At 66.7% G+C, this 24,947-nt stretch carries 23 protein-coding genes; 11 read left to right on the forward strand and 12 right to left on the reverse strand.

Annotation, left to right across the window (positions count from 1 at the left end):
- Positions 1-29: 29 nt before the first annotated feature.
- From AC0IXR_RS21115 to AC0IXR_RS21135, 5 genes are all read left to right on the forward strand, one after another.
- Positions 30-932, forward strand: coding sequence for a LysR substrate-binding domain-containing protein (locus tag AC0IXR_RS21115; protein ID WP_471762029.1), 903 nt, complete (start codon positions 30-32; stop codon positions 930-932).
- Between the two features lie 220 nt (positions 933-1,152).
- On the forward strand, positions 1,153-1,452 hold the full coding sequence (locus AC0IXR_RS21120) for a hypothetical protein (RefSeq protein WP_471762030.1): 300 nt from the start codon (positions 1,153-1,155) through the stop codon (positions 1,450-1,452).
- A gap of 337 nt (positions 1,453-1,789) precedes the next feature.
- Positions 1,790-3,283: an HWE histidine kinase domain-containing protein gene (locus AC0IXR_RS21125; protein ID WP_471762032.1), complete on the forward strand. Its 1,494-nt coding sequence runs from the start codon at positions 1,790-1,792 to the stop codon at positions 3,281-3,283.
- 58 nt (positions 3,284-3,341) lie between these two features.
- Complete coding sequence (locus AC0IXR_RS21130) at positions 3,342-3,947, forward strand: sulfite oxidase-like oxidoreductase (RefSeq protein WP_471762033.1); 606 nt, start codon at positions 3,342-3,344, stop codon at positions 3,945-3,947.
- A complete protein-coding gene (locus AC0IXR_RS21135; protein ID WP_471762146.1) occupies positions 3,940-4,662 on the forward strand; it encodes an FAD-binding oxidoreductase in 723 nt (240 codons plus the stop codon). Before AC0IXR_RS21130 ends, AC0IXR_RS21135 begins: the two co-directional genes overlap by 8 nt.
- A gap of 674 nt (positions 4,663-5,336) precedes the next feature.
- Here the strand turns inward: AC0IXR_RS21135 and AC0IXR_RS21140 are convergent.
- From AC0IXR_RS21140 to AC0IXR_RS21150, 3 genes are all read right to left on the reverse strand, one after another.
- Positions 5,337-6,431, reverse strand: coding sequence for an NAD(P)/FAD-dependent oxidoreductase (locus tag AC0IXR_RS21140; protein WP_471762035.1), 1,095 nt, complete (start codon positions 6,429-6,431; stop codon positions 5,337-5,339).
- Positions 6,432-6,576: 145 nt separating this feature from the next.
- Positions 6,577-7,914, reverse strand: coding sequence for an acyltransferase family protein (locus AC0IXR_RS21145; RefSeq protein WP_471762037.1), 1,338 nt, complete (start codon positions 7,912-7,914; stop codon positions 6,577-6,579).
- 458 nt (positions 7,915-8,372) lie between these two features.
- Entirely contained in the window at positions 8,373-8,501 is a 129-nt protein-coding gene (locus AC0IXR_RS21150; RefSeq protein WP_471762038.1) for a hypothetical protein, read from the reverse strand.
- Positions 8,502-8,580: 79 nt separating this feature from the next.
- On the opposite strand from AC0IXR_RS21150, the gene AC0IXR_RS21155 reads away from it, so the two are divergent.
- Positions 8,581-10,596 carry a right-handed parallel beta-helix repeat-containing protein gene (locus AC0IXR_RS21155; protein WP_471762040.1) on the forward strand — a complete coding sequence of 672 codons (2,016 nt, stop codon included), beginning with the start codon at positions 8,581-8,583 and terminating at the stop codon, positions 10,594-10,596.
- A 435-nt stretch (positions 10,597-11,031) separates the two neighbouring features.
- Complete coding sequence (locus tag AC0IXR_RS21160; protein WP_471762042.1) at positions 11,032-12,747, forward strand: DEAD/DEAH box helicase; 1,716 nt, start codon at positions 11,032-11,034, stop codon at positions 12,745-12,747.
- 200 nt (positions 12,748-12,947) lie between these two features.
- Here the strand turns inward: AC0IXR_RS21160 and AC0IXR_RS21165 are convergent, their stop codons facing one another.
- Together AC0IXR_RS21165 and AC0IXR_RS21170 are read right to left on the reverse strand one after the other, a co-directional pair.
- Positions 12,948-13,655: a hypothetical protein gene (locus AC0IXR_RS21165; protein ID WP_471762044.1), complete on the reverse strand. Its 708-nt coding sequence runs from the start codon at positions 13,653-13,655 to the stop codon at positions 12,948-12,950.
- 133 nt (positions 13,656-13,788) lie between these two features.
- Positions 13,789-14,358: a DUF308 domain-containing protein gene (locus tag AC0IXR_RS21170; RefSeq protein ID WP_471762148.1), complete on the reverse strand. Its 570-nt coding sequence runs from the start codon at positions 14,356-14,358 to the stop codon at positions 13,789-13,791.
- Between the two features lie 158 nt (positions 14,359-14,516).
- Here AC0IXR_RS21170 and AC0IXR_RS21175 point away from each other — a divergent pair, with 158 nt between their 5' ends.
- Positions 14,517-15,392 (forward strand): AraC family transcriptional regulator, encoded by an 876-nt coding sequence (locus tag AC0IXR_RS21175; RefSeq protein ID WP_471762046.1) that lies wholly within the window; start codon positions 14,517-14,519, stop codon positions 15,390-15,392.
- Positions 15,393-15,441: 49 nt separating this feature from the next.
- Here the strand turns inward: AC0IXR_RS21175 and AC0IXR_RS21180 are convergent, their stop codons facing one another.
- A complete protein-coding gene (locus tag AC0IXR_RS21180) occupies positions 15,442-16,467 on the reverse strand; it encodes a hypothetical protein (protein WP_471762047.1) in 1,026 nt (341 codons plus the stop codon).
- A 333-nt stretch (positions 16,468-16,800) separates the two neighbouring features.
- Between AC0IXR_RS21180 and AC0IXR_RS21185 the strand changes: the two genes are divergently transcribed.
- Positions 16,801-18,267: an ATP-binding protein gene (locus tag AC0IXR_RS21185; RefSeq protein WP_471762048.1), complete on the forward strand. Its 1,467-nt coding sequence runs from the start codon at positions 16,801-16,803 to the stop codon at positions 18,265-18,267.
- Entirely contained in the window at positions 18,264-18,926 is a 663-nt protein-coding gene (locus AC0IXR_RS21190; RefSeq protein ID WP_056426034.1) for a response regulator, read from the forward strand. Before AC0IXR_RS21185 ends, AC0IXR_RS21190 begins: the two co-directional genes overlap by 4 nt.
- Positions 18,927-18,944: 18 nt before the next feature.
- On the opposite strand, the gene AC0IXR_RS21195 is transcribed toward AC0IXR_RS21190, so the two are convergent.
- Positions 18,945-19,847 (reverse strand): LysR family transcriptional regulator, encoded by a 903-nt coding sequence (locus tag AC0IXR_RS21195; protein ID WP_471762049.1) that lies wholly within the window; start codon positions 19,845-19,847, stop codon positions 18,945-18,947.
- Between the two features lie 98 nt (positions 19,848-19,945).
- Between AC0IXR_RS21195 and AC0IXR_RS21200 the strand changes: the two genes are divergently transcribed.
- Positions 19,946-20,893 (forward strand): alpha/beta fold hydrolase, encoded by a 948-nt coding sequence (locus AC0IXR_RS21200; protein WP_471762050.1) that lies wholly within the window; start codon positions 19,946-19,948, stop codon positions 20,891-20,893.
- 28 nt (positions 20,894-20,921) lie between these two features.
- Here AC0IXR_RS21200 and AC0IXR_RS21205 read toward each other — a convergent pair whose 3' ends face one another.
- Genes AC0IXR_RS21205 through tsaD form a run of 5 tightly spaced genes read right to left on the reverse strand, consistent with a single transcriptional unit; the run spans position 20,922 to position 24,802 of the window.
- On the reverse strand, positions 20,922-21,338 hold the full coding sequence (locus AC0IXR_RS21205; RefSeq protein ID WP_471762052.1) for an EVE domain-containing protein: 417 nt from the start codon (positions 21,336-21,338) through the stop codon (positions 20,922-20,924).
- Between the two features lie 48 nt (positions 21,339-21,386).
- Positions 21,387-21,851 (reverse strand): opioid growth factor receptor-related protein, encoded by a 465-nt coding sequence (locus AC0IXR_RS21210; protein ID WP_471762054.1) that lies wholly within the window; start codon positions 21,849-21,851, stop codon positions 21,387-21,389.
- Entirely contained in the window at positions 21,848-22,837 is a 990-nt protein-coding gene (locus AC0IXR_RS21215; RefSeq protein ID WP_471762055.1) for an NAD(P)H-dependent glycerol-3-phosphate dehydrogenase, read from the reverse strand. Before AC0IXR_RS21215 ends, AC0IXR_RS21210 begins: the two co-directional genes overlap by 4 nt.
- Complete coding sequence (locus AC0IXR_RS21220; protein ID WP_461228210.1) at positions 22,834-23,739, reverse strand: GNAT family N-acetyltransferase; 906 nt, start codon at positions 23,737-23,739, stop codon at positions 22,834-22,836. Before AC0IXR_RS21220 ends, AC0IXR_RS21215 begins: the two co-directional genes overlap by 4 nt.
- Before the next feature lie 19 nt (positions 23,740-23,758).
- Positions 23,759-24,802, reverse strand: a complete 1,044-nt coding sequence (gene tsaD / locus AC0IXR_RS21225) for a tRNA (adenosine(37)-N6)-threonylcarbamoyltransferase complex transferase subunit TsaD (RefSeq protein WP_311276335.1) — start codon at positions 24,800-24,802, stop codon at positions 23,759-23,761.
- Positions 24,803-24,947: the final 145 nt, after the last annotated feature.

Below are 24,947 nucleotides of genomic sequence, written 5' to 3' on the forward strand. Positions count from 1 at the left end.
ATTCTGAAGCGTCCGTTCGGAAAACCTCAATGATCGTGCCGGTCAACCTCGATATGGACGTGTTGCGGTCCTTCGTGGTCGGGATCGATCTCGGCAGCTTCGCCAAGGCCGCCTCGCGTCTCGGCCGTTCGCCTTCCGCGATCAGCCTGCAATTGCGCAAACTCGAGGATCAGGTCGGCCAGCAACTCGTGCAGAAGCATGGGCGCGGGCTCGTCCTCACCGAGGCGGGCGAGATGATGCTGGGCTATGCCCGCAGATTGCTCGACCTGAACGATGCCGCCGTGAGCGCCCTCGGCTCGCCGGCCCTCACGGGCAGCGTTCGCATCGGCCTGCCGCAGGATTTCGCCGAGACCTGGCTGCCGGAGACGCTCGGACGTTTCGCGCGCCTGCATCCCGGCGTCAGGATCGACGCCCATGTGGATCGAAACGCCATCCTGCGCCCTTGCCTGGAGGCCGGGGAGCTCGACCTCGCCCTCCTCTGGGACGAGGATGGCGTCGAGCGGGATGGCACCGTCATCGGAACCCTGCCGATGGCCTGGATCGGGCCACGCCACGGCATCGTACAGAGCGCGGACCGTCCACTCCCGCTGATCCTGTTCGGATCGCCCTGCATCTTCCGGCACGCGGCCCTCGAAGCGCTCGACGCGGCCTGCATTCCCTGGCGGATCTCGTTCAGCAGTCCGGGGCTCGCCGGCCTGTGGGCGGCTGTCTCGGCCGGGCTCGGCCTGACCGTGCGCACGCCCCATGGCCTACCTGTGTCCCTCGAGGCGCTCGATCCCTTAAACGCGGGCCTGCCGCCTCTGCCCTCCCTCTCGTTGAGGCTGCTCACGGCGCCGGCGGTGAAAAATCCAGCGGTAGAACGCCTGGCAAGTCTTCTCCGCGAGGTTCTGACCGATACGATAGACGTCAAGAATCACCAGATAACAGCATGATTCGACTATGGTTTCGAACCCTAAAGCATTAATGGAACCAGCTTTTGTGCGGCGCAAAACAATTCTCGAAACAACCGTCAGAGCGCTGCAGGAAATGGTGGCGGACGTTACGCACGACCTGCAATTTTGTCCTTATAGATGCGGGACAATCCGGAAAAATATTGGAACGAATGACGCATGCCATCCATTACGACATGAGGAATACTTCCTGGAGGAACAGATGCGACAGATTTCCAAGCTCATCGGCGCCGGCGCCATCGTGATGCTCAGCTCCGCCATGGCTTTCGCCGCTCCCTGTGCCACCGGCTCCACGGCGGATGGGAAGGCGGCCATGAACGACAAGAGCTCGAAGGTCGATCCTGGCGCGACCGGCAATGTCAGCCCCGGCGCAAAGGCCGAGTCGCCCGGTACGGTCGGCGCCATGAACAATGTCGGTGCCAACACCGCGACCTCGGCCTCGGACGTCGCCAAGCAGCAGGACGGCAAGCCCACGGCCGCGGATGCCGCCAAGGGCTGCTGAACGCCCTTTCACCGATCGTCAGGACGCCCGCCCGGTTCGACCGCGGCGGGCGTTCCGCGTTCTGGGCAGCGTCCCGGCGTTTGAAAGGATCGATTTCGTCAAAAAGCACCGCTTCAGTCAAAGGACCCTGCGCTCTGTATGTAAACATACACAAATCAAGGCGAAATAACGGCCAGGGAACTCTTCACGAGAGCGCGGTCAGATAAGTCGAGATGAAGCCTTGCTTAAGCTTAGCTCACGCGTACAACGAATAATGTCCGAATCGCTTCATCGCGCACGGGTCGGATTCTAGGTCGAGGCAACGCGTGAGACATTGGACCATCCTGGGCGCCGTATCGTGATCCGGTTTTCCGAACAGGAGCGGATCGCCTCGGAGATCGCCCGCACCGTCGACGGACCGGACCCTTTCGCGGCGGCCCTCCGGGCCACGCGGATGCCGATGGTCATCGCCGACCCGAACCTGCCCGACATCCCCATCGTCTTCGTGAATGCCGCTTTCGAGCGCGCCACCGGCTACTCCCGCGACGAGATCCTCGGCCGGAACTGCCGGTTCCTTCAGGGCCCGAAGACCGATCCGGCGGCCGTTGCCCGCATTCGCGACGCCATCGACAGAGCCGTTCCGATCGAGATCGACCTGCTCAACCATCGGAAGAACGGAGAGGTCTTCTGGAACCGCCTCCTCATCGCGCCGGTCTTCGATTCCCAACGCAAGGTCGCGTATTTCTTCGCCTCGCAATACGACGTGACTTTGGAGAAGGACCGTCTGGTCCGGTTGCAGAACGACCACGACGCGCTGGAGGCCGAGGTTGAGCGCCGCACCGTCGCGCTTCGCCGCAGCGAGATGAATCTGCGCTTCGCGCTCACCGCCGGCCAGATCGGCTCATGGAGCCTCGATCTCGTCGCGATGACGCTGGACACGTCGGACCACTTCCGGGCGAATTTCGGCCGCGATCCCGACGAGCCGTTCAGCTACGGCGAGATGAGCGCCGCGATCCATCCCGGCGACCGCGAACGGATGAAGGCGCAGATGCGCCGATCCATCGAGCAGAACATCGATTACGATATCGAGTACCGGGTCGTCACGCCGTCCGGTGACCTGCGCTGGGTCCATATCCGCGGGCAGACCGTCTACCGTCCCGATGGAACGCCCGTCAGCATGGCCGGGGTCTCCCTCGACATCACCGCACGCAAGCACGCGGAGGAGCATCGCTCGCTCCTCGCCGGCGAATTGACCCATCGGGTGAAGAACACCCTCACCCTGATCCAGTCGATCATCCGCCAGACCCTGCGAACCGCCCCCACCCTGGAGGAGGCGGGCCGGTCCCTCGAAGCCCGGGTGGTGTCGCTTGCCGCGGCGAACGATGTGCTGACCGAGGAGGCCTGGGACAGCGCCTCCATCGCCGACATCGCCGAACGCGCCCTCGCCCCGTTCCAGAGCAAGGGGCGGGAGCGCGTGCATGTCGAGGGCGGCGAGATCAGGCTGCCGCCGCGCGGTGCCCTGGCGCTCGCCATGGCGCTGCACGAACTCGCCACCAACGCGGTGAAATACGGGGCCTTGTCCAATGATACCGGCCTGGTCCGGCTGTCCTGGACCCTCCTCGACGACACGGCGTCCTTCTCCTTCCGCGTTCTCTGGCAGGAGACAGGCGGTCCTCCGGTGGCCGTGCCGACACGAAAGGGGTTCGGATCGCGGCTGATCGAGCGGGCTCTGGCACAGGAAATCGACGGCACGGCGAAGATCTCGTACCGGCCGGAGGGTATTCTCTTCGTGGCCGAAGGCATCCTGCCGGGACATCCGCAGGATGAGGGCGAGTCTCAGGGCTCCGCTTGACCCGCTGGTTCTGAAGCTCGAAGGAAGTCGCACGGCAAGCGCGACGACGGAGACGAGCATGGCCACACGCGGTTTCACGGGACGACGGCCACCGGAGGCGACGCAGGAGCGGCTTCCGCCGGGCCAGTATCTCGAACAGGACTTTCCCGTCCTTCAGATCGGTCCGAACCCGCGCATCGACATGGACAGCTGGAGCTTCACCCTGCGTGAGGGCTCGCGACCCATCAAGAGCTGGAATTGGGAGGAATTCTCCGCCCTGCCCCGGACCTCCTGGCGCGGCGACATCCACTGCGTGACGAAATGGTCGAAGTTCGACACCGGCTGGGAGGGCGTCAGCATCGACGACATCCTCGCGGCGGCGGGGATCTCAGCACCGACGGACTATCTGCTCGCCGAGGGCTACGACGATTACACCACCAACGTGCCGGTCGCCGATCTTGCCGGCCCCAAGGCCATGGTGGCGACCCATTACGAGGGTCAGCCGATCGAGCCCGACCATGGCGGCCCGGCCCGGCTCTTGGTGCCGCACCTGTATTTCTGGAAGAGCGCCAAATGGGTGAAGGGCCTGCGCTTCACCAATAAGGACGAGGGCGGCTTCTGGGAGCTGCGCGGCTACCACATGTACGGCGATCCCTGGCGTGAGCAGCGCTTCACCGGTGATTGAGCCCGCTGCGCGGCCCCTCCCCTGGCAACAAGCCACCCTCCTCGCCATCAAGCCGGTGACGCGGCGGGTGAAGAGCTACCGGTTCCGGACCGCTTTCGACCGGCCGATGCTGGCCGGACAGCATGTGGACGTGCGCCTGACGGCACCCGACGGCTACCAGGCCCAGCGCAGCTACTCCATCGCCTCGGCGCCGGGCACGGACGAAACCATCGAACTGATGATCGAGGGCCTGCCCGAAGGCGAGGTCTCGGGCTTCTTCGATTCCGTGGCGGAGATCGGCGACACGATCGAGCTGCGCGGCCCCATCGGCGGCTCGTTCGTCTGGCGCCCGGAGGATGGCGGCCCCCTGCTTCTCGTCGGCGGCGGGTCCGGCGTGGTGCCGCTGCTGGCGATGCTGCGCCACCGCGCGGCAGCGGCGGCTCAGGTGCCCGCCCTGCTGCTCTACTCGGTGCGAGAGGCGGATGAAGCGATCGCCGCGGAGGAACTGGTTGTCCGCGCCCGTGACGAGACGCATTTCGACCTGATGCTCAATCTGACGCGCGCCGGTGGCCGCCGGATCGATGGGGCGATGATCGGCGAAGCGTTGGGCAAGCTCGGGGCTCCGCGCCACGTCTATATCTGCGGCGGAAACGCGTTCGTCGGCAACGCGGCGGACCTGCTCCTCGATGCCGGGTTGGAACCGGGACGCATCAGGACCGAACGTTTCGGCGGCTGAGCGGACAGGCAAACGCTGGCGGGCCGGGGGCGCCCTACGCCCAATGGCGCGCCCACAATGCCACGCCCCCACCGACGGCGAGGGCCAGGAGCGGGGTCACCACAAAGGCGACGAATTGGATCTCGGTCATGGCTTGAGGCCTTTCAGGACCATGCGCGCTAGGGCGTGAAGCCCGACACTGCATCTCAGGACGATTGCGCGCCCAGCAGAAGTGTCAACGGGCCGACGCCCCGTCCTCAGGCCTACGATAGTCACACATCCCACAGGAGACGCGGGTCCCCTCTCCTGGAAGGAGAGGGACAGGGTGAGGTGTGTGACCTCTCCGGAGATGGACCGCACCTCACCCCAGCCCTCTCCTTCCAGGCAGGGCGATCGCATATGCCGATTTGCCTGTCAGAAACCCGCTGGCACCACCCCGTCATCCCGGGTCCGCGCAGCGGAGCCCGGGATCCAGAAACACAAGTGGTGCCGGACTTTACACTGTCGGCGGCTCTGGATTGCACGCCTCTGGCGCGGCCCTCCGGGTCCGGGCTCGCCTCTGGCGAACCGGAATGACGGCGTGGTGCCATATGCGATCGCCCTCTCCTTCCAGGAGAGGGAGCACGTCGCGCTTCGGGTTGAACCCTCTCGGATGAAGGAAAAGCCAGCGGGGAGATGTGGGAATCCGGCAGCCCTCACGGCTCGTCCCCGACCAGCCGATCCGCCACCTCCTCGGCCAGCGACAGGCTCGATGTGAGGCCGGGGCTCTCGATGCCGAACAGGTGGACGAGGTGCGGCAGGCCGTGCTCGGCCGGCCCGTCGATGAGGAAATCCGCCGCCGCCTCGCCCCGCCCGGTGAGTTTAGGGCGGATACCGGCGTAATCCGGCGTCAGCGCATCCTTAGGCAGTCCCGGCCAATAGCGCCGGATGGCATGGGCGAAGATTTCGGTGCGGGCCGGATCGACCGCGTAGTCCGGCGCGTCAACCCACTCCACATCCGGCCCGAAGCGCATCCGACCGGCGAGGTCGAGGGTGAGATGGATGCCGAGCCCGCCTTCCATGGGCGCGGGATAGATCAGCCGCGAGAAGGCCGGACGGCCGAGGCATCCGAAATAGCTGCCCTTGGCGAGGACCTGCCTCGGGATGCGCTCGCCCGAATAGGGCTCGACCGCCCGCGCCACGGCCTGCGCGCCGAGGCCGGCGGCGTTGACGACGGCGTCGAAGGACAAGGCCTCGCCACAGACCTCCACTTGCCAGCCCCCGGACTCGCGCCGGATCGCGCCGACCTGACTATGGAAGGCGATGGCCCCGCCGGCATCCTCGATATCCCCCTGCAGGGCGAGCATCAGGCCGTGGCTGTCGACGATGCCGGTCTCGGGCGAATGCAATGCCGCGACGCAGGCGAGGTTCGGCTCCAGGGCGCGGGCCTCCCGGCCCTCGATGAAGGCGAGGCCCTCGACGCCATTGGCCCGGCCGCGTTCGGCGATTCCCTCCAGGGCGGCCCGCTCGGGCTCGGAGGTGGCGACGATGAGCTTGCCCGGACGCGCATGGGGCACGCCGTGGCTCCGGCAGAACTCGTAGAGCATCCGGCGGCCACGCGTGCAGTGACGCGCCCGCAAGGAGCCCGCGGGATAGTACATGCCGCCATGGATGACTTCGGAACTGCGCGACGACACGCCGGTCCCGATGGCCCCTTCGGCCTCGGCGACGATGACGGAATGCCCGCGCCGGCCGAGGGCCCGCGCCACCGCGAGGCCGACGATTCCTGCGCCGATGACGAGCACGTCCATCTAAGGTTCCTGCCTGAGAGTCTTCTTTGGCCCCATGCACCAGGGCCTCCCTTAGCAGGTCCCGGGTCACGACGGGGATGGGGCTTCTCGAAAGGCCCCAGCCGGCCGTTGGAATGACCGACCATTCAGGTCCGCCGACCCAATGCTACGGCCGGGCGGGAGATCGACGCCAGAAGCCAGTGAACACGTCCCTGACGCTTTGGGTCAGAGGGATTTCGATCTGACGATGCACGATCCAGGCAAGAATTCCGGCGAGCGCCACTGCACTAACGAATGCGGCCAATCTCAAATAGAGGCTCTCCGGATCGAAAGCTTTGAAGACAATCTTCTCGCAGAGTTGATAGGACAGGAAATGCGTCAGGTATAGCGCGTAGCTGCTGTTGCCCTGTTCTATGGCAAAGGTGGTTTTCGAGACGACGCCCTTGGTCTCCAGCAAGATCGCGGCGAGGACGAGTGAAGCTGCAGGCAGACCGAGGCCGATGAAGCGGGGAACGGTCGGCCAAAGAAACTCTGCCGCCAATAAAAGACCGAAACTGGCGAGGCCCAAGGTGCCGATCATCGGGACGTTGAAGAGGCTCGTCAGAATCGCGACGTGTCGCGCGATGTAATAGATCCATATGCCTGCGACGAACTCGAGTATGATCGGGTCCGTATAAAACCGGCCGAGCGCATCCTCGGGGCGAAACATCGCTCCGAGGATCACAAGCGCGACCATGGTGAGGCTGAGACAAAGGTATCGATTTAATTCCGTCTGAATGTACAGGCTCAGACAAAAGAGGCAATAAAAGAAGATCTCGTAATTGAGCGTCCATCCGAGGAACAATACCGGCTGGATCAAACCGTTCGATTTCTCAAACGGAATGAACGCCAGCGACATGAGCAGCTGCGCCGGCCCGGCATCGACGCTGCGGAATAGAAAGGGCATCGATAGGGCCGTGAGAAAGACAGCGATTGTCATGAACCAGTATAGGGGAAGAACGCGAACCAGTCGTTTGACGATGAATTGACGTGGGCTCACGTTCCGGCCGTCGGTGGTGTAGGCCATCACGAACCCGCTTATCACAAAGAATATATCGACGCCCCAAGCCCCCATTGAATATTTCAGATCACCGAAAAGCAAGATTTGGCAGTGAAAGCCAACAACGAGATAGGCCGCGATCGCCCTCAATGTCTGGACATTGTATATCATCGGATCGTCTCCACTGAGATGATATGAACGATCGTTCGACGCTATCCAGGCGATTGCGTTTGACTGCTCCGATGGGGAGCGCACCGCCACCATCATCACTGCCGCGCGTTCTTCGAGAAAGTGCGCATCGGGGCTATCTCGGTCTTTAGCGAAGTAGCATCCGCCAATGCGGACGGCGGCAAAGCCCGCCGTCACTGGCATTCGCGGCCACTGCCACCTCGGCGAGATCCGCCACGCCACATAGCCGCCGCCATGGTCGCGATTGCGAAGGGCCGGGCTCAGGCGGTCGCGCACCAAGGGGTTCCGGGACCTCGGCGGATGGGAAGCGGCATCCTGCGCGAGAGCCCCGTTTCCGTCCGGTAGTAACCATCCGCCACAATGCACGCACCGGCATACGACCCGCTTTTCAGGCGAGACCGGCGAACCTCGCGCCAATGATCGAAAATCATCCGTGACACATTTTGAACAAGATCTGCTCACTAAGATTTGTTGTGACAATAAAGAACTAGAATACTGAAGTGTACCGATCTGTACATTTGCCAATTGGCACAGAGGAAGTTCTTCTTAGTGCTGGCTGGTAATTCGTACGATCCGATTATTCGCTCATCAGTGCGACAATAATCTTGGGAATAGTGTCGGCAAACAACGCCGATGCTCATGGGGATCCGTGGCCAAAACAGCAGCGGATTGAGAGGGTCGGCATCAGGACCGGCCGCAGAAACAACTGGAAATTGAATGCAGCATTCGCAACATCACGTCGCATCGTGCGACGACGCGCGTTCCGCCTCCGACACGGGCCTGGGGTCGAGCCCGATATCCGACGTCGTTTCGGCACTTGCCGACGGCAGCGTTTCGAGCACGGTTCCGGTCATCGACAGCACGGAACCCGTCTCCGACGTTCCTGTCGCAGTGGAGTCGGACGCCGGGGCGACATCCGCATCCCGCGCCAGCGCGGCTCCGTTGACACGCCACGATGGGACGATCGTTGCCAAGGAAGGCGATGTCATTCGCAACCTCGACATCTATGTCGATAGCGGTCCCGGCATCGATATCGACAACGTAAACAATGTGACGGTCGAGAACGTCCGCATCCATATCAATGGAAACGGCGGCACAGAGGAAGGCGCCGGCATCCGCATCATGCGGGGCAACAACGTCGATATCCAGAACGTGGAGGTCTTCAACGAGGGTGCACCGGAGACGGGCGCCGAGCGGACCCCGGACCATTACGGGATTTCGGCCTTCGAGGCCGAGGCTCTGAGCGTGATGAACGCGACGTTCCACGACACCTCGACGGGCGTCCTCGTGCAATACTCGCCGGGCGCCACACTCGAGGGCATCGAAGGCTACGATATGCGCGGGCCCTTCCCTCGCGGACAGCTCGTACAATTCGGCGAGTCGCCGGACAGCAGCCTCAACAACTTCTACGTCCACAACGATCCGAAGGTCGCTTGGACCGAGGACAACATCTCGGTTTACTACAGCGACAACGTCACCGTCTCGAACGGCGTGATCGACGGCAACAATTCGCCGAGCGGTCAGGGGGTCATCTTCGAGGGGTCGAACAACGGCACCGCCCGCAACATCGATACGATCCATATGGGCAACGGCGCGTTCGCGGATTACGGCCAGAACAACACCTTCGATTCCACACGCTCCTTCGACAACATCGCAGAGGACCAGGGACGGGGAAATCCTCTCTCGAACGCGCTGCTCTGGGGCGTGAACGAGAATACGGTGGTGACCAATTCCTCGTATCAGAATGCGGGAAATCCGGGCAACATCGTCTGGGGAGAGGGCAATATCGGCGCCGGCATCGACGTCACCGAAGTGAACGGCCAGACGCCCATGGCCCATTACACGAACGCGTTCAGCGAAGGCTTCTCGGGTTCGGTGCCCGAGGTCGACACTCCGGATCCCATCCCCGAGGGGCCGGATGTGGTGGTGCCCGACATCGGAGCGACGCCCACGCCCGAAGAACCCCCGGTCGTCGCGCAGCCCTCCGAGCCGGCACCCGTGGACGAGCCCCCGACCGAGGGCGGCAACGCTCCTCTCACGCGCCATGACGGGACGATCGTCGCCCAGGAAGGCGATGTCATTCGGGACATGGACATCTACGTCGATAGCGGTCCCGGCATCGACATCAATCGCGTGGACAATGTGACGGTCGAGAATGTCCGCATCCATTTCAATGGGAACGGCGGCACCGAGGAAGGCGCCGGCATCCGCGTCATGGATGGTGACAACGTCGATATCCAGAACGTGGAGGTCTTCAACGAGGGCGCACCCGAGACGGGCGCCGAACGGACCCCGGACCATTACGGGATCTCGGCCTTCGAGGCCGACGACCTGAGCGTGACGAACGCGACCTTCCACGACACCTCGACGGGCGTGCTCATCCAATACTCGCCGGGTGCGGAACTGGAGAACATCGAAGGCTACGATATGCGCGGGCCCTTCCCCCGCGGACAGCTCGTGCAGATGGGCCAGTCGCCGGACAGCAGCCTCAACAACTTCTACGTCCACAACGACCCGAACGTCGCTTGGACCGAGGACAACATCTCGATCTACTACAGCGACAACGTCACCGTCTCGAACGGCGTGATCGACGGCAACAATTCGCCGAGCGGTCAGGGGGTCATCTTCGAGGGGTCGAACAACGGCACCGTCCGCAACGTCGATACGATCCATATGGGCAACGGCGCGTTCGCGGATTACGGCCAGAACAACACCTTCGACTTCACGCGCTCCTTCGACAACATCGCGTCGGATCAGGGACGGGGAGATCCTCTTTCGAACGCGCTGCTCTGGGGCGTGAACGAAAATACGGTGGTGACCAATTCCTCGTACCAAGATGCGGGAAATCCGGGCAACATCGTCTGGGGAGAGGGCAATATCGGCGCCAATATCGACGTGGCCGAAGTGAACGGCCAGACGCCCATGGCCCATTTGACCAACGAGTTTACTTGGAGCTGATCCGATCCGTGTCTTCGGACAGGCTTAGGCTCGTTCGACATGCATGATGAACGATGCTCGGTGTGAACGAGCACCGAGCATCTGATCTTACACAGCTGAACTCGAAACCAATGTGGGGTCCCGACGGGCAACCGTCGGGGCCCCCTTTCGTGTCGGACGTCGTTTTGGGCGATCCGCCTTCACCGATCGTGCCCGCATTGGCCGCGGTAAGGATTTGGATGGGAGGGCCCGCCCGGTGCCCTCGCCACGGGATGCACGCAAACCACGCTTGGAAGCATTGCAGCATGGGGCGTGGCGTCAGCGCCGCATTGCGGCTAGAAGCACACGCTCCGTAACCGAACGAGGCCGGACCCACGACCGGATGCAGCGACGTCGCCACTCAGGGTGACTCGAATCCGCAGGGTTTGCCTTGTCTGCCTGCAAGGCCTCTGCCCCGTGCCCTTTCCTACCCTGCCGGCCCCGCTCGTCCGAGCGCTCGAGGCCCGCAACTACGAAGACCCGACCCCCGTCCAGAGTGCCGTGATCGAGGCGGCGGCCCAGGGCCGCGACCTCCTCGTCTCGGCCCAGACCGGTTCCGGCAAGACCGTCGCCTATGGCCTCGCCTTCGCCGACACGCTCCTCGGCGATGCCGAGCGGCTCGATCCGCCCGGCCCGCCGCTGGCCCTCGTCATCGCCCCGACGCGCGAACTCGCGCTTCAAGTCCAGCGCGAGCTCGAATGGCTCTATGCCGAGACCGGAGCGCGCGTCATCGCCTGCGTCGGCGGCATGGACCCGCGCCGCGAGAGCCGGGCTCTCGCCGAGGGCGCCCATATCGTCGTCGGCACGCCGGGCCGCCTGCGCGACCATCTGGAGCGCCGCAACCTCGCCACCCAGAACCTGCGCGTCGCCGTCCTCGACGAGGCCGACGAGATGCTCGATCTCGGTTTTCGCGACGACCTCGAATTCATTCTCTCGGTGACCCCGAAGGAGCGGCGCACCCTGCTCTTCTCCGCGACCCTGCCGAAGGCGATCGCCAGTCTGGCCGAGCGCTACCAGAACGACGCCCTGCGCATCGCCGTGAAGGGCCAGGAGCGCGGCCATACCGACATTACCTACCGCGCCGTGCGGGTGGTGCCGCGCGAGATCGAGCACGTGGTGGTCAACACCCTGCGCTACACCGATGCGCCCACCGCCATCGTCTTCTGCAACACCCGCAACGCCGTCCGCCATCTCCAGGCGGTGCTCACCGAGCGCGGCTTCTCGGCGGTCGCCCTGTCGGGCGAGCTCGGCCAGGGCGAGCGCAACGCCGCGCTCCAGGCCCTGCGTGACGGCCGCGCCAAGGTCTGCGTCGCCACCGACGTCGCCGCACGCGGCATCGACCTGCCGACGGTGAGCCTCGTCATCCATGCCGACCTGCCCCACGATGCCGAGGTGCTGCAGCACCGGTCCGGCCGGACGGGGCGCGCGGGCCGCAAGGGCACCAGCGTCCTGCTGATCCCGGCCTCCAAGCGCCGCCGCGCCGAGCAGATGCTGGCCATCGCCAAGGTCAATGCCGAATGGGCCGCCCCGCCCACGGCGGACGAGATCCGCCGCCTCGATGGCGAGCGCATGTGGCTGGACCCGCTCTTCACCGAGACGCCCTCCGAGGAAGACCTCGCCATGGGCGAGGCGCTGCTCGCCCAGCGCACGCCGCAGGAACTCGCCGCCGCTCTGGCCAAGATCTACCGCGCCCGCCTGCCCGAGCCCGAGGACGTGACCGATCCGGGCGCCGGCCCCGAGCGCAAGGAGCGCAAGGTCTACGACCCGGCCGATTCGGCGCGGATCGATGCGGAAGGCCCCTCGGTCTGGTTCCGGCTCAATCTCGGCCGTCGCGACAATGCCGATCCGCGCCGCCTCCTGCCGATGCTGACCCGTCGCGGCAATATCGGCCGCCAGGAGATCGGCGCCATCCGCATCTTCGACCGGGAGACCAAGTTCGAGATTCGTGGCGGCGCCGCCTCGCGCTTCGCCGCCACCTTCGCCAAGAACGGCTCGCCGGAAATCCAGGTCGAGGCGCTTCTCGGCGGCGAGCCCGAGCGTGAGGCCGAGGGCCCGAAGGGTTTCAAGAGCCCCCGCGCCGCCCGCCACGAACGCGAAGCCGGCAAGAAGCCGCCGCAGCGCCGTCCGCGCTAAAAGGAACCGCGTTCCTCTCCCCCTTGTGGGGAGAGGTTAGGAGTGGGGGTGGCGCCGCTTGCCTCCGCAGCTTGAGGGTCGCCCAACCACCCCCACCTCCGACTCCTCCCCACAAGGGGGAGGAGAGCCGCGCATCCGGCAAAATGATTGCCTCCAATAGCGGCTCGCGGAGGGAGCAGGGCGCTGCCAACACCGCTCCGTCACTCGAACGACGCCGTGACGAACTGATCCATTTCGTTCGCGGGCCGGTAAGGCGTCCGGCGCAGGGTGACGGAGCGCTCGGTGAAATCCGGGTCGTCGGCCCGCGAGACCATGACCTTGCCGTCCGGTGAGACCCGGCTGAACGAGAAAAGCGAGACCGCGAGGTTGTCGAAGGCGGCTTCGGTGGACCGGAACCGGCCGGGGGCACCGTTCGCCCGCTCGAACAGGCGCAGCACCTCCCGCGCATCGAGGGAGAAGATCCGTTCGTTCCGAAAATGCGTCTCGGCATGACGCGCTTCGACCGTGACGCCATCCAACCGGCCGTTGCGATATTCCAGTAGGATGGGCGTGCGGTCCTTCTCGAGGTTCTGCCGGTCCAGGCTCGCCAGATCGGTGGCGGCTCGCCTCATCGCGGAGATGTCGGCCGCCGACAGAGATGGTCCCAACGCGGCGATCAGGCCTTCGGTATCGGCCGCCGCATCCACGCCTCGGATGAGCGCTGTCGGGGTGCCGTAGACCGGGGCCGCCGCGGCGGCGACCTCCCCCGGCGTGAGACCGAAGACCAGACGGCCGATCCCGGCATGGGGCTCCGCTCGCCAGTCGACGTTCATGACCTCTCCTTCCCGCTCCATCGGATGGGCGAGCGCAGCGGCGGCCGCCAGAAGACACGCCCAGAATGCCAAACGCCATGGCAGGATTCGCGTCATGTTCGGGTCGCCTCTTCTTCGACGATCGCGCCGTCACCTTCAGTTTCGATCCCGCACATCTGCAACACGGCCTCGCGACCGTGATGCGAGGAGGCCGGAGCATGGAACCCGGCCATGATTGCCGATCCCGACATCACGCTGTGCCCTCCACCGAGGCTTGCCGTGCCCGTGCCACCGCCAGCCACACGGCCGAGACGAGGAAATAGAAGGCGCCGAAGGCGGCGTAGGGCGCGACGTCCATGATGCCGGGCGTTGCGACGTCGTTCGCCTTCGCAAGGAAAAAGAGGCCCGCGAGCGACGATTGCGCCCCGCTGAGAACCATCGCCCATTGGGCACCGCTGTTCCAGCGCCGGATGCCGGTGGCGAGCTGCAATAATCCGGAGAGAATGGCCCAGCAGCCGAACTCCGCGAGGACCGCGTGGGGGCCGAGGCCGAGTGAGAGGGCGACCGCGAGGGCGGTGACGGTGCTGATCGCGGCGTTGACGATCTGGCTGGGATTGGCTCTCCATCCACCGCTGCGCTGCGCATCGACGAGATTGGCCGCTGCATCCCAGGCGGGATACGCCACGAGAAGGGCCGCCGCGACCGGGGATACGCTTCGTCCGACGGTCACGGCTGCGGCGACCCAGGCGGCGGCAATGCCGGCACGGACGAAATAATAGGTTGTCAGCCATTGTGTCGAGGCGGGAACTGGCACGTCGATGTCCTTCTCATATGCCTGTCGCTCCGAGGATCGGCAAAGTAGCGCCAGCGCGCTGAAGGCCTTGCGGTATCCTCGATGCTCGTGAGACCTTGCCCATCGCCGCAGCGGGGAAACGTCTCCAAGGACCGCAAGTGTAATTTTTGGACCCCGCATCGGCCATGACGGATCCGCCGAAAGACTTGACCGATCGTCCGGAGATCGTTTCCGCCGGCGCGGGGAACGCGGATCTGCTGTCGCTGGTGTTGGCCCAGATTCGGCTGAACGGTGACCGGGTCCAGGCCCGCACCGTTTCGCACGGCGAACCGCTGAAACTGGACGTCGATGCGGCCCATGTTCTCGTCGTCGCCGAAGGTGTGCTTCAGGTCGGCGGAAGCGCCGGACAACCGCTCGTGCTGGATACCGGTGACCTCATGCTCCTGCCACGCGGCCCCGGGGCGGCACGGCTCGTGGCGTCACCCGAGCCGGCGACGGTCATCGTCTGTCGGTTCTGGTTCGACCCCTACAGCCTTCGCGGCATGATCGCGGCCCTGCCGGACCTCATCCACATCCGACACGAAGAGGGGGCGGAATGGCTGGACGGCATGGTGCATTTCATGATGCGGGAGACGACCGACCCGCAGCCCGGCGCGGCCCTGATGATCTCGCGGATCATCGATCTGCTCGTGATTCGTACCCTGCGGACCTGGGTCCATCTCGGGCATTCGTCCGGCTGGCTGAGCGGTCTCTCCGATGCCCGCATCGCCCGCGTGCTCAAGGCCATGCACGAGCGGCCGATGCAGCCCTGGCGTATCGACGAATTGGCAGGCCTTGCCGGCATGTCCCGCTCGGGCTTCGCCGAGCGGTTCACCGAACTCGTGGGACGCTCGCCGCTGCGATACCAGAACGAGTGGCGGCTCAGCCTCGCGCGGGACATGCTGGCGAGGCGTGAGGCACGGGTCGGCGAGATCGGGCTGCGGGTCGGCTATACGTCGGAGGCCGCGTTCAGCCGCGCCTACAAGGCCCTGTTCGGGCACCCGCCACGGGACGAAACGTAAGTCCCCGGACTGGCCATCGGCGTCCGCAGCGCGCGTCTACGGTCGCCGATCAGAACTGGTTCGGCAGGTTCTTCACGGCGTTGCCGAGGGCTTCCACGCTCTCGGCGATCTTGCGACCGGCCGGGGCGAGGGACGGCACTTTCAGGCCGAAGATTTCGCTCTGTTCGGGTTCCGGTGCCGCTGCGGGTGCCGCTGCGGGTTCGGCGCTGGCTTCCTGCACGGGCTTCGCGGGCTTGGCCGGCTTGGGCTTGGCCACCGCCACACTCGGCTTGGCGACGCTGGCGGCGGGCTTCACGACCACGCTGGCGCTGGGCTTCGACGTTTCCGCACCGGCCTCGGTACGGGTCGGCTCGGGGGGAAGCGACGCGAAGCTGGTGGCGGCCGAGCGCGCGCGGATGGTCTGGGCCGCACTCGGGGCGATCACCGAAGCGACGCGGTTCGGCACGATGGGCGAGAGTGCGTTGGGCGGCAGCGCCAGGCTCACCGGCTCGATCGGCGGCAGCGCCTTCGGACGGGGCGCTTCGGCCTTGACGATCGAGGGAGCGGGCGTCGCCGCCGCCAGCGTCACGGGAGTATCGACCTTCGGGGGTACTTCGACCTTGGCAGTGGCTTCGACCGGCGCGGGACTTTGAACCTTCGACATCGCCTCGGCCGTAACCGGCTCCTCGACGAGGGCACGCCTCTCCACGAGCTGAATACCGGTCTCCCGGACCGGCGCGCGTGATCCGGCGGCCGAGGCCAGGGCCGGCACGCCGTCGCGCAGGTCGGGCCAATCGGCCGCTTTAGCCTGGAGGGCCTGCGCCTTCTGCATCTGGTAGAGGTTCGGCCGCACCACCTGCGGACCGGCGAGGCTGCCCATCGCCGAATAGGCCGCGTAGGACAGGCCGGCCACGGCGACGCAACCCAACGTTCCGAGAACGACCATGCGACCGCGCGCGGCGGGCTTCGACCCAAGCTTCGACCCAGGCTTCACCGGCCTGGCCGCGACCGGCTTGTCAGCAACAACCTTGTCAGCGACGGGCTTGCGGGAGCCAGCGTCGCGCCTTTCGCTCGGGTCGATGGCAACCTGCATCATCGGGCGAGTTCTCTAACAATGGTCGAAAAAATGTTTGACCGTCACGGAATCGCGACGGCGTGGGACGGACGTGATGCCGACATTCGGGCACAAAGATGTCCTCGGACATCGTGCCAGTCACGCCCGTGTCGTCGCTCACATGTATCTGGATAAAGATTGGCGCTTAACGCTCGGTATCCGTCGAGCACTTGCGGCCGAGCGCCATTTTCAGATGGTCGCGGCGTCGGGGTGAAACGGGCGCTGTGCGCCCCATCCCGCATGCGCGCATTCCCAGCGGATGGGTTATCGCTACAAGCACAACGCGGCACTAGATCCATCCCGGTACGATCGACGATGACCCTATCTCCCCCCGGCCCTCAACCCGTGGAACCGGCCAAGCGCGCCTCGCCGCGCCTGCGCTGGGCCTCCCTGCCGACGCGGGCACGCCTCGTCGTCCTCGTCCTCGCCATCGATCTGCTGGCGGCCGTGGTCTCGTTCAGCCTCATCGTGGTGAATGCCCGCTCGGCCGTGCAGGTCGAGATGCAGGCGACCCTCGCCAATATCGAACTGGTCGTGGCCGACACGATCGGCCTCGCGCAATCGGCTTCCCCCGCGAGCCTGCTGCGCACGCTGGAATTAAGGGTGCAGGACCTCCGCCATGTCCGCGTCGCGGTGTTCGATGCCGAGGGCGGTAAGGTCGCCCTGGCCAACCCCCGCGCGCGCCGCGAGAGCCATCTCGCTCCGCACTGGTTCGCCGCCCTGATCGCCCCGGCACCACAGCGCGACGAGTTGCCCATCGTGGCGCAGGGCCAGCGGATCGGCACCGCGCTCATCACTACCGAACCCCTCGACGAGATCGACGAGGTCTGGGGCTACACGGTCTCCCTCTCGCTCGCGAGCCTCTGCCTCAATCTCGGGCTTCTCGGCGCCCTCTACATTGCCTTCGGCCGCGTCCTCGCTCCCCTGACGCAGCTGGCGGACGGCCTGACCCAGCTCGAGCGGCACGATTACACGGTGCGGCTCGATCCGCCCGCCTCGCGCGAACTCGCCATCATCGCCGAGCGCTTCAACAGCGTCGCGGAGGCGCTCTCCGAAGCCCGCGCCGCCAATGGCCGCCTCAACCGGCAGCTTCTCACGGCGCAGGACGACGAGCGGCGGCGCACCGCGCTGGAACTCCACGACGAGTTCGGCCCCTGCCTCTTCGCGCTGGAGGCCAATGCCGCCTCGGTGACGCGGATGGCGCAGGCCGAAAGCCAGCCGGACCGGGCCAAGCTCACCGCCCGCGCCGACGAGATCAGCGCCATCGTCGGGCAGGTGCAGGGGCTGAACCGTGACCTCCTGAATCGCCTGCGCCCCCATGCCCTGGGTCAGGTGCCGCTGGCCGAGTGCCTGCAACTTCTCCTGCGGAATTTTCGCAGCCGCCATTCCGAGACGGTGTTCGAAGGCCGCTTCACCGATCTCGCCCGCGGCTACGGCGACCTCGTCGACCTCACCGTCTTCCGCTGCATCCAGGAGAGCATGACCAACGCAGTCCGGCATGGGGAAGCGCGCCATGTGACGGCAGAGGTGAGCGAGAGCCACGCCTCCGAAGCGTTGCGGGTGGAGATCCGCGACGACGGCACCGGGCTGGCGGAGAAACGCACGTCCGATCTCGACGGAGGTTTCCGCGGTGGAATCGGTTTGTCGGGGATGCGAGAGCGCGTCGAAGCGCTCAGTGGCACATTTCACCTTGACAACGCGGCGCCGGGGACGGTTGTCCGAATAGTGATACCGCTCGATCCCGAGCGGACCGAGGACACGAGCCCGATCGTTTCCGTATGAACGCGTTCACACCGACATCGACCCAAGCGCCCGTCCTCGTGATCGACGATCATCCGATCGTCCTCCAGGGCTGCCGTCGCGTCCTCGAAGACGCCGGTATCGAGCGGATCGCCGAGGCGACCAGCACGGTGGCGGGCTACCGCCTGTTCTTCCGCCTGCGCCCCTCGATGGTGATCTGCGACCTGACCTTCCAGGGCAGCGGGCTCGCGGGTCTCGATCTCATTCGCCGGATGCGCAGCGCCTCGCCCGGCATTCGCATCCTGGTCTTCAGCATGCACAACGATCCGGTGATCGTATCGCGGGCGCTGGAGGCCGGGGCGCTGGGCTACGTGCTGAAGGACCATGCATCGGTGGAATTGTACGAAGCCTTCGAGAAGGTCCGTTCCGGCCAGGTCTATCTCGACCGTCGCCTCGCCACCGAGGTCGCTATGCTGCGCACCGACCCGCGCCGTACGCCGGAATCGCAATTGACCCCGCGCGAGCAGCAGATCCTCACTCGGCTGGCCCAGGGCAAGTCCTATGGCGTCATCGCGAGCGACCTGTCGGTGAGCTACAAGACCGTCACCAACGCCTGCTCGCAGATGCGCCAGAAGCTCGGCGTGCGAACGCTGGCCGAACTCATCCATGTCGCGGTGACCCAGGCGCAGCGGCAGGGCTGAGATCGTCCTTCTCGGCAATCAGACGATGCCGTCGATCCGGCGCAGGGCCGGGACGACGAAATCGACGAAGGCGCGCACCGTCGGCCGCAGGAACTTCGCCGAGGAATAGGTGAGGTAAAGCTCGGTCGGCCGGATCTCGTGATCGCCCAGGACCCTGACCAGACGACCGCTCGCCAGTTCCTCCGTGACGAGTTGGACCTGCGCCGTCCCAATCCCCCGCCCCGACAGCATGGCGTCGATGAGGACGCGCGCGTTGTTGGTCGTCAGCACCGGCCGCACCGGGACCTCGACCGTCTCACCGTTCCGGCACAGGGGCAATGTATCGGCCCGGGACAGCACCGTATCGGTGACGAGGAGGCTGTGGTCGGGGAGATCGTGCGGCTCGGTGACCGAAGCGCGTTTCGCGAGATACGACGGTGCCGCGACGAGGATGCGCTGGACCAGCCCGATCCGACGCAGGATCGCCTCCTGGTCGACCGGGCGGCCCATGCGGATGGCGAGATCGAAGCCTTCGTGGATGAGATCGGCCGAGCGGTTCTCGAGGGTCAGGCGGACCGAGACGGCCGGGTGCCGATCCTGAAAGTCGGCGACGATCCGGTGGAGGCGGCTCTCTCCCAAGCAAACCGGGCCGTGCACGCGCAGGGAACCTCCGATCGTCCCGGCTTCGTTCCGAGCCTCGTCGATTGCGACGTCGATGGTGGCGAGGGCGCCATTGGAGGCTTCGTAGAGACGCAACCCCACGGGTGTCGGCCGGATGGCGCGGGAGTTTCGCTCCAGCAGGCGGGCGCGGGTATGGGCTTCGAGATTGCGCAGGAGTTTGCTCACCGCCGGCTGCGAGATACCGAGATCCTCGGCGGCCGCCGTCATCGAACCGCGCTCCACGGTGCGAATGAAGGCTCGGAGGGCGACGGTGAGATCCACGCATAACCCCTGGTTATGGCAACGAGCGCTGTCCAGCGCGTAGACGCTGCGTCGGCATCGGACAACCATTCTGCATCGCAACGATGACGGATGCCGACATGCCGATCCAGCGCCGAGACCTCCTCCGTTCCGCCGCATGCGCCTCCCTCGCGCTCGGGATCGCGCCCGCGCTCGGGGCGGTGCCCGATTCTGGGCTGGATGCGGGCGTGCTGCCGCCGGGAGCGGCCAGTCGCTTCGCGCAGCTCAATGGCATCCGCATGCATTACGTCGTCGCCGGGTCCGGCCCGCCCCTGGTCCTGCTGCATGGCTGGCCGCAGACATGGGCGGCCTGGAAGGCCACGATGGCCGCCTTGTCCGACCGCTTCACCGTCATCGCGCCCGATCTCAGAGGGCTCGGTCTCTCGGAGCGCACCGTATCGGGCTACGACAAACGTACGATTGCGGAGGATATCCGTGCTCTGATCGACCACGAGGCGGGTGGCCGTGCGGGCGTGGTCGGGCACGACATGGGCGGCAAGGCGGCCTACGTCCTGGCGCATCTGCACCCCGACCAGATCTCCCGACTCGTCCTCGCCGATTGCCTTCTTCCCGGCACGGAGAACATGGACCCGCTCCGGGGCGGAGCGTGGCACTATGGATTCCACATGGCCCCCGACATCCCCGAAAAGCTCACGGCCGGTCGGGAGCGTGGCTATATCCGCGACCAGATCAGGGCGTGGTCCCACCGCAAGGAGGCCGTTACGGACGAGGCGATCGCGGAGTACGCGCGGCACTATGCATCGCCCGGCGGCATGAAAGCGGGGTTCAACTACTATCGCGCTCTCAAGGACGACGCCGCGCTCGCGGCCAGCTTCGCCGGACGCCGTCTCGCAATGCCGGTCCTGGCCATCACGGGCCGTTACGGGGTGGGCTCGCGCCTGTCGGACGCGCTGAACCGCGAGAGCGATCGGCTGGAGACGGTCATCGTCGAGGAGAGCGGCCATTTCGTCGCCGAGGAAGCGCCGGGGGCGTTTCAGCGTGCCGTGGCGCAATTCATGACAGCCTGATCGCCCGATCGGACCATGGGCAAACGCCCTAGCCGAGACCGCCCATCCCGCGCACGATCGCCCATTCCTCCTCCGTCACCGGCTGGACCGAGAGGCGGGAATTGTTGGCCAGCACCATCGCCTTTAGGCGCGGCTCGGCCTTGATCGCCTCCAGGGTCACCGGCTTCTTCAGCGGCTCGACGGCCCGCAGGTCGACCATGCCGAACCGGCCGGTCGGGTCGGTGTCGTCGGGGTAGTAGGGGCGGATCACCTCGACGATCCCCACCACCGCCTTGCCCTCGTTGGAATGGTAGAAGAACCCACGCTCGCCCACCTGCATCGCCATGAGGTTGAGCTTGGCGACGTGGTTGCGTACCCCGTTCCACGGCGTGCCGTGCTCCCCCGCCGCGACCTGCTGGTCCCAGGACCAAGTCTTCGGCTCGGATTTGTAGAGCCAATACGCCATCGTTCGCCTCGCTTGTCGGCCCCTCCTTAGCGCGGGAAAGCGTGGCCGTCAGGCGTCGCGGAGGGCCGATCCCCAATAGCGCAGGCTGTCCTGGTTGATGGGCGAGCCGGCTTGCGCGTTGCGCGCGGTCACGAAGGCGTGGAACGCCTCCGCCGCGTCCGGACCGAGGAGGCTGCGGATCGCGGTGAGGATCCGGGTGATGCGCAGGTGGTTGTGGTCGCAGGGGCGGAGCCAGCCGTCGGTGCGGGTATAGAAGAGCCGCATCCGTGCGAGCGCCGAGCGCAGGCCTTCTCGCGCGGTCTCGTCGGCGCGGATCGCCTCGGCCTCGTCGCGCCCCAGCACCGGGGCGCCCGGCACCGCGCGGCTGGCTTCGGCCAGGGGAAAGCACCATTGGATATAGTCGTGCACGCCCTCGATCCGCGCATCGTCGAAGGCGAGGATGTCGGCGAGGCTGCGCCGCGCGCCATCACGACCCGTGCCGGCGAGGAAGGCGTGGATCGGCCCCGTGCTCATTCGGCCTCCCCCTTGAGGGGACGGGCGAGGAGCCCCGCCACCACGGCATCTACGCTCGCTCCCCCGGAGACGATGGCGGCCACGGCCTCGGCCACCGGCATCTCCACCGCGTTGCGGCGCGCCAGGGCGATGAGCGCGGCGGCGGTGAAGGCGCCCTCGGCGAGCTTGCCGCCCGCCGCCTCCTCCGGGGTGGCCCCGGCGCCGAGGCGCTGGCCGAAGGCGAAGTTGCGCGATTGCGGCGAGGAGGCAGTGAGGACGAGATCGCCGAGACCGGACAAGCCCATCAGCGTCTCGGGCCGCCCGCCATAGGCGCGGGCAAAGCGCATCAGCTCGGCGAAGGCCCGCGCGATCAGGGCGGCGCGGGCGCTCTCGCCGAGGCCGCGCCCCGCGACGATGCCGGAGGCGATGGCGAGCACGTTCTTGCCCGCCCCGCCGATCTCGACGCCGCGCACATCGTCGGTGTGATAGACGCGCAGAGCCGGGCCGGACAAAGCGGCGGCGAGGCGGCCGGCGAGGGCGCCATCTTCCGCGGCCAGGGTGACGGCGGTGGGCAGGTTGCGGGCGACATCCGCCGCGAAGCTCGGGCCGGACAGGACGGCCACGGGCGTGCCGGGCATCGCCTCGGCCGCCACCGCGCTCATGAAGGCGTCGCTGCCCCGCTCGATTCCCTTGGCGCAGAGCACGATGGCCGCATGCGGATCGAGGGACGGGCGCAGGGCGCCAAGCACGCCGCGCAAGGTCTGGGCCGGGGTGACCATCAGGACGATGTTCGCGCCGGCGAGATCCCCGGATTCGCCGGTGGCGCGGATGCCGTCGTGCAGCGTCACGCCGGGCAGGTAGCGGGCGTTCTCGCGGCTGGCCTGAAGCCGAGCGGCGGCCTCCCCGTCGCGCAGCCACAGGGTCACGGGCCGCCCCGTGGCCGCCGCCGCGTTGGCCAGCGCCGTCCCCCAGGCGCCGCCGCCCACCACCGCAATCCGCTCGCTCATGATCGATGGTCCTCTGGCGCTTCGTCCCCGATCGAGGATGTCCCGCCCGCCTTCAGCCGATAGAGCCGATGCGGCTGGAGACGGTCGTCCGCCGGAAGGGCCGGATGCAGGAAATCCTCGGCGAACACCATGCCGAGCCGGTGCATGACCCGCAGCGACGGGGTGTTGCACGCGGCGGTGAAGGCCACCACGGCCGGCACGCCGCAGCGCCCGAACAGGTCGTCGAGGGCGAGCCTGGCGGCTCTCGTGGCGAGGCCGCGTCCCCAGGCGGAGCGGGCCAGTCGCCAGCCGATCTCCACCGTCGCGCCCGCCGTCTCCCCACCCCCGAACGGCATGGGTCGGACCAGCCGCATGGCGCCGACGAAGCCGACGAACCCCTCCCCCGGCACGTCGAGCGCCCAGGGCCCGAACCCGTCGGACTCGAAGCGCCGGTCGATGGCGCGCGCCTCGATCAGGCTCTCGCCCCGGCTCTTGGTGGAGGGGAAATGACGCATCACCTCCGCATCGGCATTGAGATCCGCGAAAGGCCGATCGTCTGCACGAAGCCAGCGTCGGAGGACGAAGCCTTGCCCCTTGAGCGAGGCGGGAACCGGCGGCGGCACGCTGCGCCGGATCTTACCGCGCCAGGCGAGGGAACGCCGGTTGAGGAGCCCGAGATCGGCCTTCTCGGCCAGCACCGCCTCGCCGAGATCGATGGCGAGGGAGAGCCGGTCGGGCGGCATGTTCGCCCAGGCGGGCGGGGCCACGCTCTCGCGCCAGGGACCGCCGCAGGCATTGTCGAGGAGGATGCGCGCGAAACAATGATCGAGGCGCACCGGCCATTCCGGCCGGGCGCGTGCCGCTTGGGGGAGACGCCGGTCGACGAGGTCGCGCCAGCGCCTCTGCAGGGCGACGGGCGGCACGGTCCCTTTCAAAAGACCCTCAGGCAACCGCCGCCGCCTCGGCGAAGGGCCAGCGGGCGCGGGCCGGCGCGGTGAGATCGTCCACGAGGCCGAGGCGCAGGCGCTCGATTCCCGCCCAGGCGATCATCGCGCCGTTATCGCCACAGAGGGACAGGGGTGGGGCCACGAAAGCGAGACCGGCCTCGTTTGCCTGTGTCGTCAGCGCACGCCGGATCGCGCCGTTGGCGGCGACCCCGCCGGCGGCGACGAGGGCGGTCGGATGGCCCGCGATGGAGCCGAACTCGCGCAGGGCGACACGGACCCTGTCCACCACCACGTCCACCACCGCCGCCTGGAAGCTGGCGCAGAGATCGGCCACATCGGCGCTGGAGAGCGGGGCCAGCCGCTCGGCCTCGATCCGCAGGGCGGTCTTGAGGCCCGACAGGGAGAAGTTCGGCTCGCGGCGGCCGAGCATGGGCCGCGGCAGGGCGAAACGCTCCCCGTTGCCGGTCTCGGCCATGCGCTCGACCTCGGGGCCGCCTGGATAGCCGAGGCCCAGGAGCTTTGCCACCTTGTCGAACGCCTCGCCGATGGCATCGTCCACGGTGGTGCCGAGGCGGACGTAATCGCCGACGCCCTTCACCGCCACAAGCTGGGTGTGGCCACCGGAAGCCAGCAGCAGCAGGTAGGGAAAGCCGATGCCGTCAGTGAGCCGGGCCGTCAGCGCATGCGCCTCCAGATGGTTCACCGCGATGAGGGGCTTTCGCGCCACCAGCGACAGGGTCTTGGCCGTGACGAGGCCGATCAGCACCCCGCCGATCAGGCCCGGCCCGGCCGCGACCGCGATGCCATCCACCTGCGACAGCGTCATTCCGGCGCTGTCGAGGGCACGGGCGACGAGGCGGTCGAGCACCTCCACATGGGCACGGGCCGCGATCTCGGGCACGACGCCGCCATAGGCCGCGTGCTCGGCGATCTGGCTCAGCACCTCGTTGGAGAGGATACGGCCGCGCCCGTCCTCGCCCGGCATCACGACGGAGGCCGCCGTCTCGTCGCAGGTCGTTTCGATGCCGAGGACGTTCATGACGATGCTTTGGATTTCACGGAGACAAGGTTTCCCACCCTAGCCGGGCATGACGGTGGAGGGCAACGACGGCCGGAGCCAGCGATGGTCGTCCACCGGCAACGACGTGTCATCGAAGCGGCTTGCCAACGGCCCGCCGAGGAGC

The organism is Methylobacterium sp. AC832 (genome assembly GCF_979256025.1).

What these genes read in the sequence shown, in the direction of transcription:
- AC0IXR_RS21115 (WP_471762029.1), top strand. Translation starts at nt 30, where the DNA reads ATGATCGTGCCGGTCAACCTCGATATGGACGTGTTGCGGTCCTTCGTG.
- AC0IXR_RS21165 (WP_471762044.1), bottom strand. Translation starts at nt 13,655, where the DNA reads ATGACGCGAATCCTGCCATGGCGTTTGGCATTCTGGGCGTGTCTTCTG.
- AC0IXR_RS21215 (WP_471762055.1), bottom strand. Translation starts at nt 22,837, where the DNA reads ATGAGCGAGCGGATTGCGGTGGTGGGCGGCGGCGCCTGGGGGACGGCG.
- AC0IXR_RS21140 (WP_471762035.1), bottom strand. Translation starts at nt 6,431, where the DNA reads ATGGACGTGCTCGTCATCGGCGCAGGAATCGTCGGCCTCGCGGTGGCG.
- tsaD (WP_311276335.1), bottom strand. Translation starts at nt 24,802, where the DNA reads ATGAACGTCCTCGGCATCGAAACGACCTGCGACGAGACGGCGGCCTCC.
- AC0IXR_RS21120 (WP_471762030.1), top strand. Translation starts at nt 1,153, where the DNA reads ATGCGACAGATTTCCAAGCTCATCGGCGCCGGCGCCATCGTGATGCTC.
- AC0IXR_RS21130 (WP_471762033.1), top strand. Translation starts at nt 3,342, where the DNA reads ATGGCCACACGCGGTTTCACGGGACGACGGCCACCGGAGGCGACGCAG.
- AC0IXR_RS21200 (WP_471762050.1), top strand. Translation starts at nt 19,946, where the DNA reads ATGCCGATCCAGCGCCGAGACCTCCTCCGTTCCGCCGCATGCGCCTCC.
- AC0IXR_RS21190 (WP_056426034.1), top strand. Translation starts at nt 18,264, where the DNA reads ATGAACGCGTTCACACCGACATCGACCCAAGCGCCCGTCCTCGTGATC.
- AC0IXR_RS21210 (WP_471762054.1), bottom strand. Translation starts at nt 21,851, where the DNA reads ATGAGCACGGGGCCGATCCACGCCTTCCTCGCCGGCACGGGTCGTGAT.
- AC0IXR_RS21180 (WP_471762047.1), bottom strand. Translation starts at nt 16,467, where the DNA reads ATGATGCAGGTTGCCATCGACCCGAGCGAAAGGCGCGACGCTGGCTCC.
- AC0IXR_RS21175 (WP_471762046.1), top strand. Translation starts at nt 14,517, where the DNA reads ATGACGGATCCGCCGAAAGACTTGACCGATCGTCCGGAGATCGTTTCC.
- AC0IXR_RS21205 (WP_471762052.1), bottom strand. Translation starts at nt 21,338, where the DNA reads ATGGCGTATTGGCTCTACAAATCCGAGCCGAAGACTTGGTCCTGGGAC.
- AC0IXR_RS21185 (WP_471762048.1), top strand. Translation starts at nt 16,801, where the DNA reads ATGACCCTATCTCCCCCCGGCCCTCAACCCGTGGAACCGGCCAAGCGC.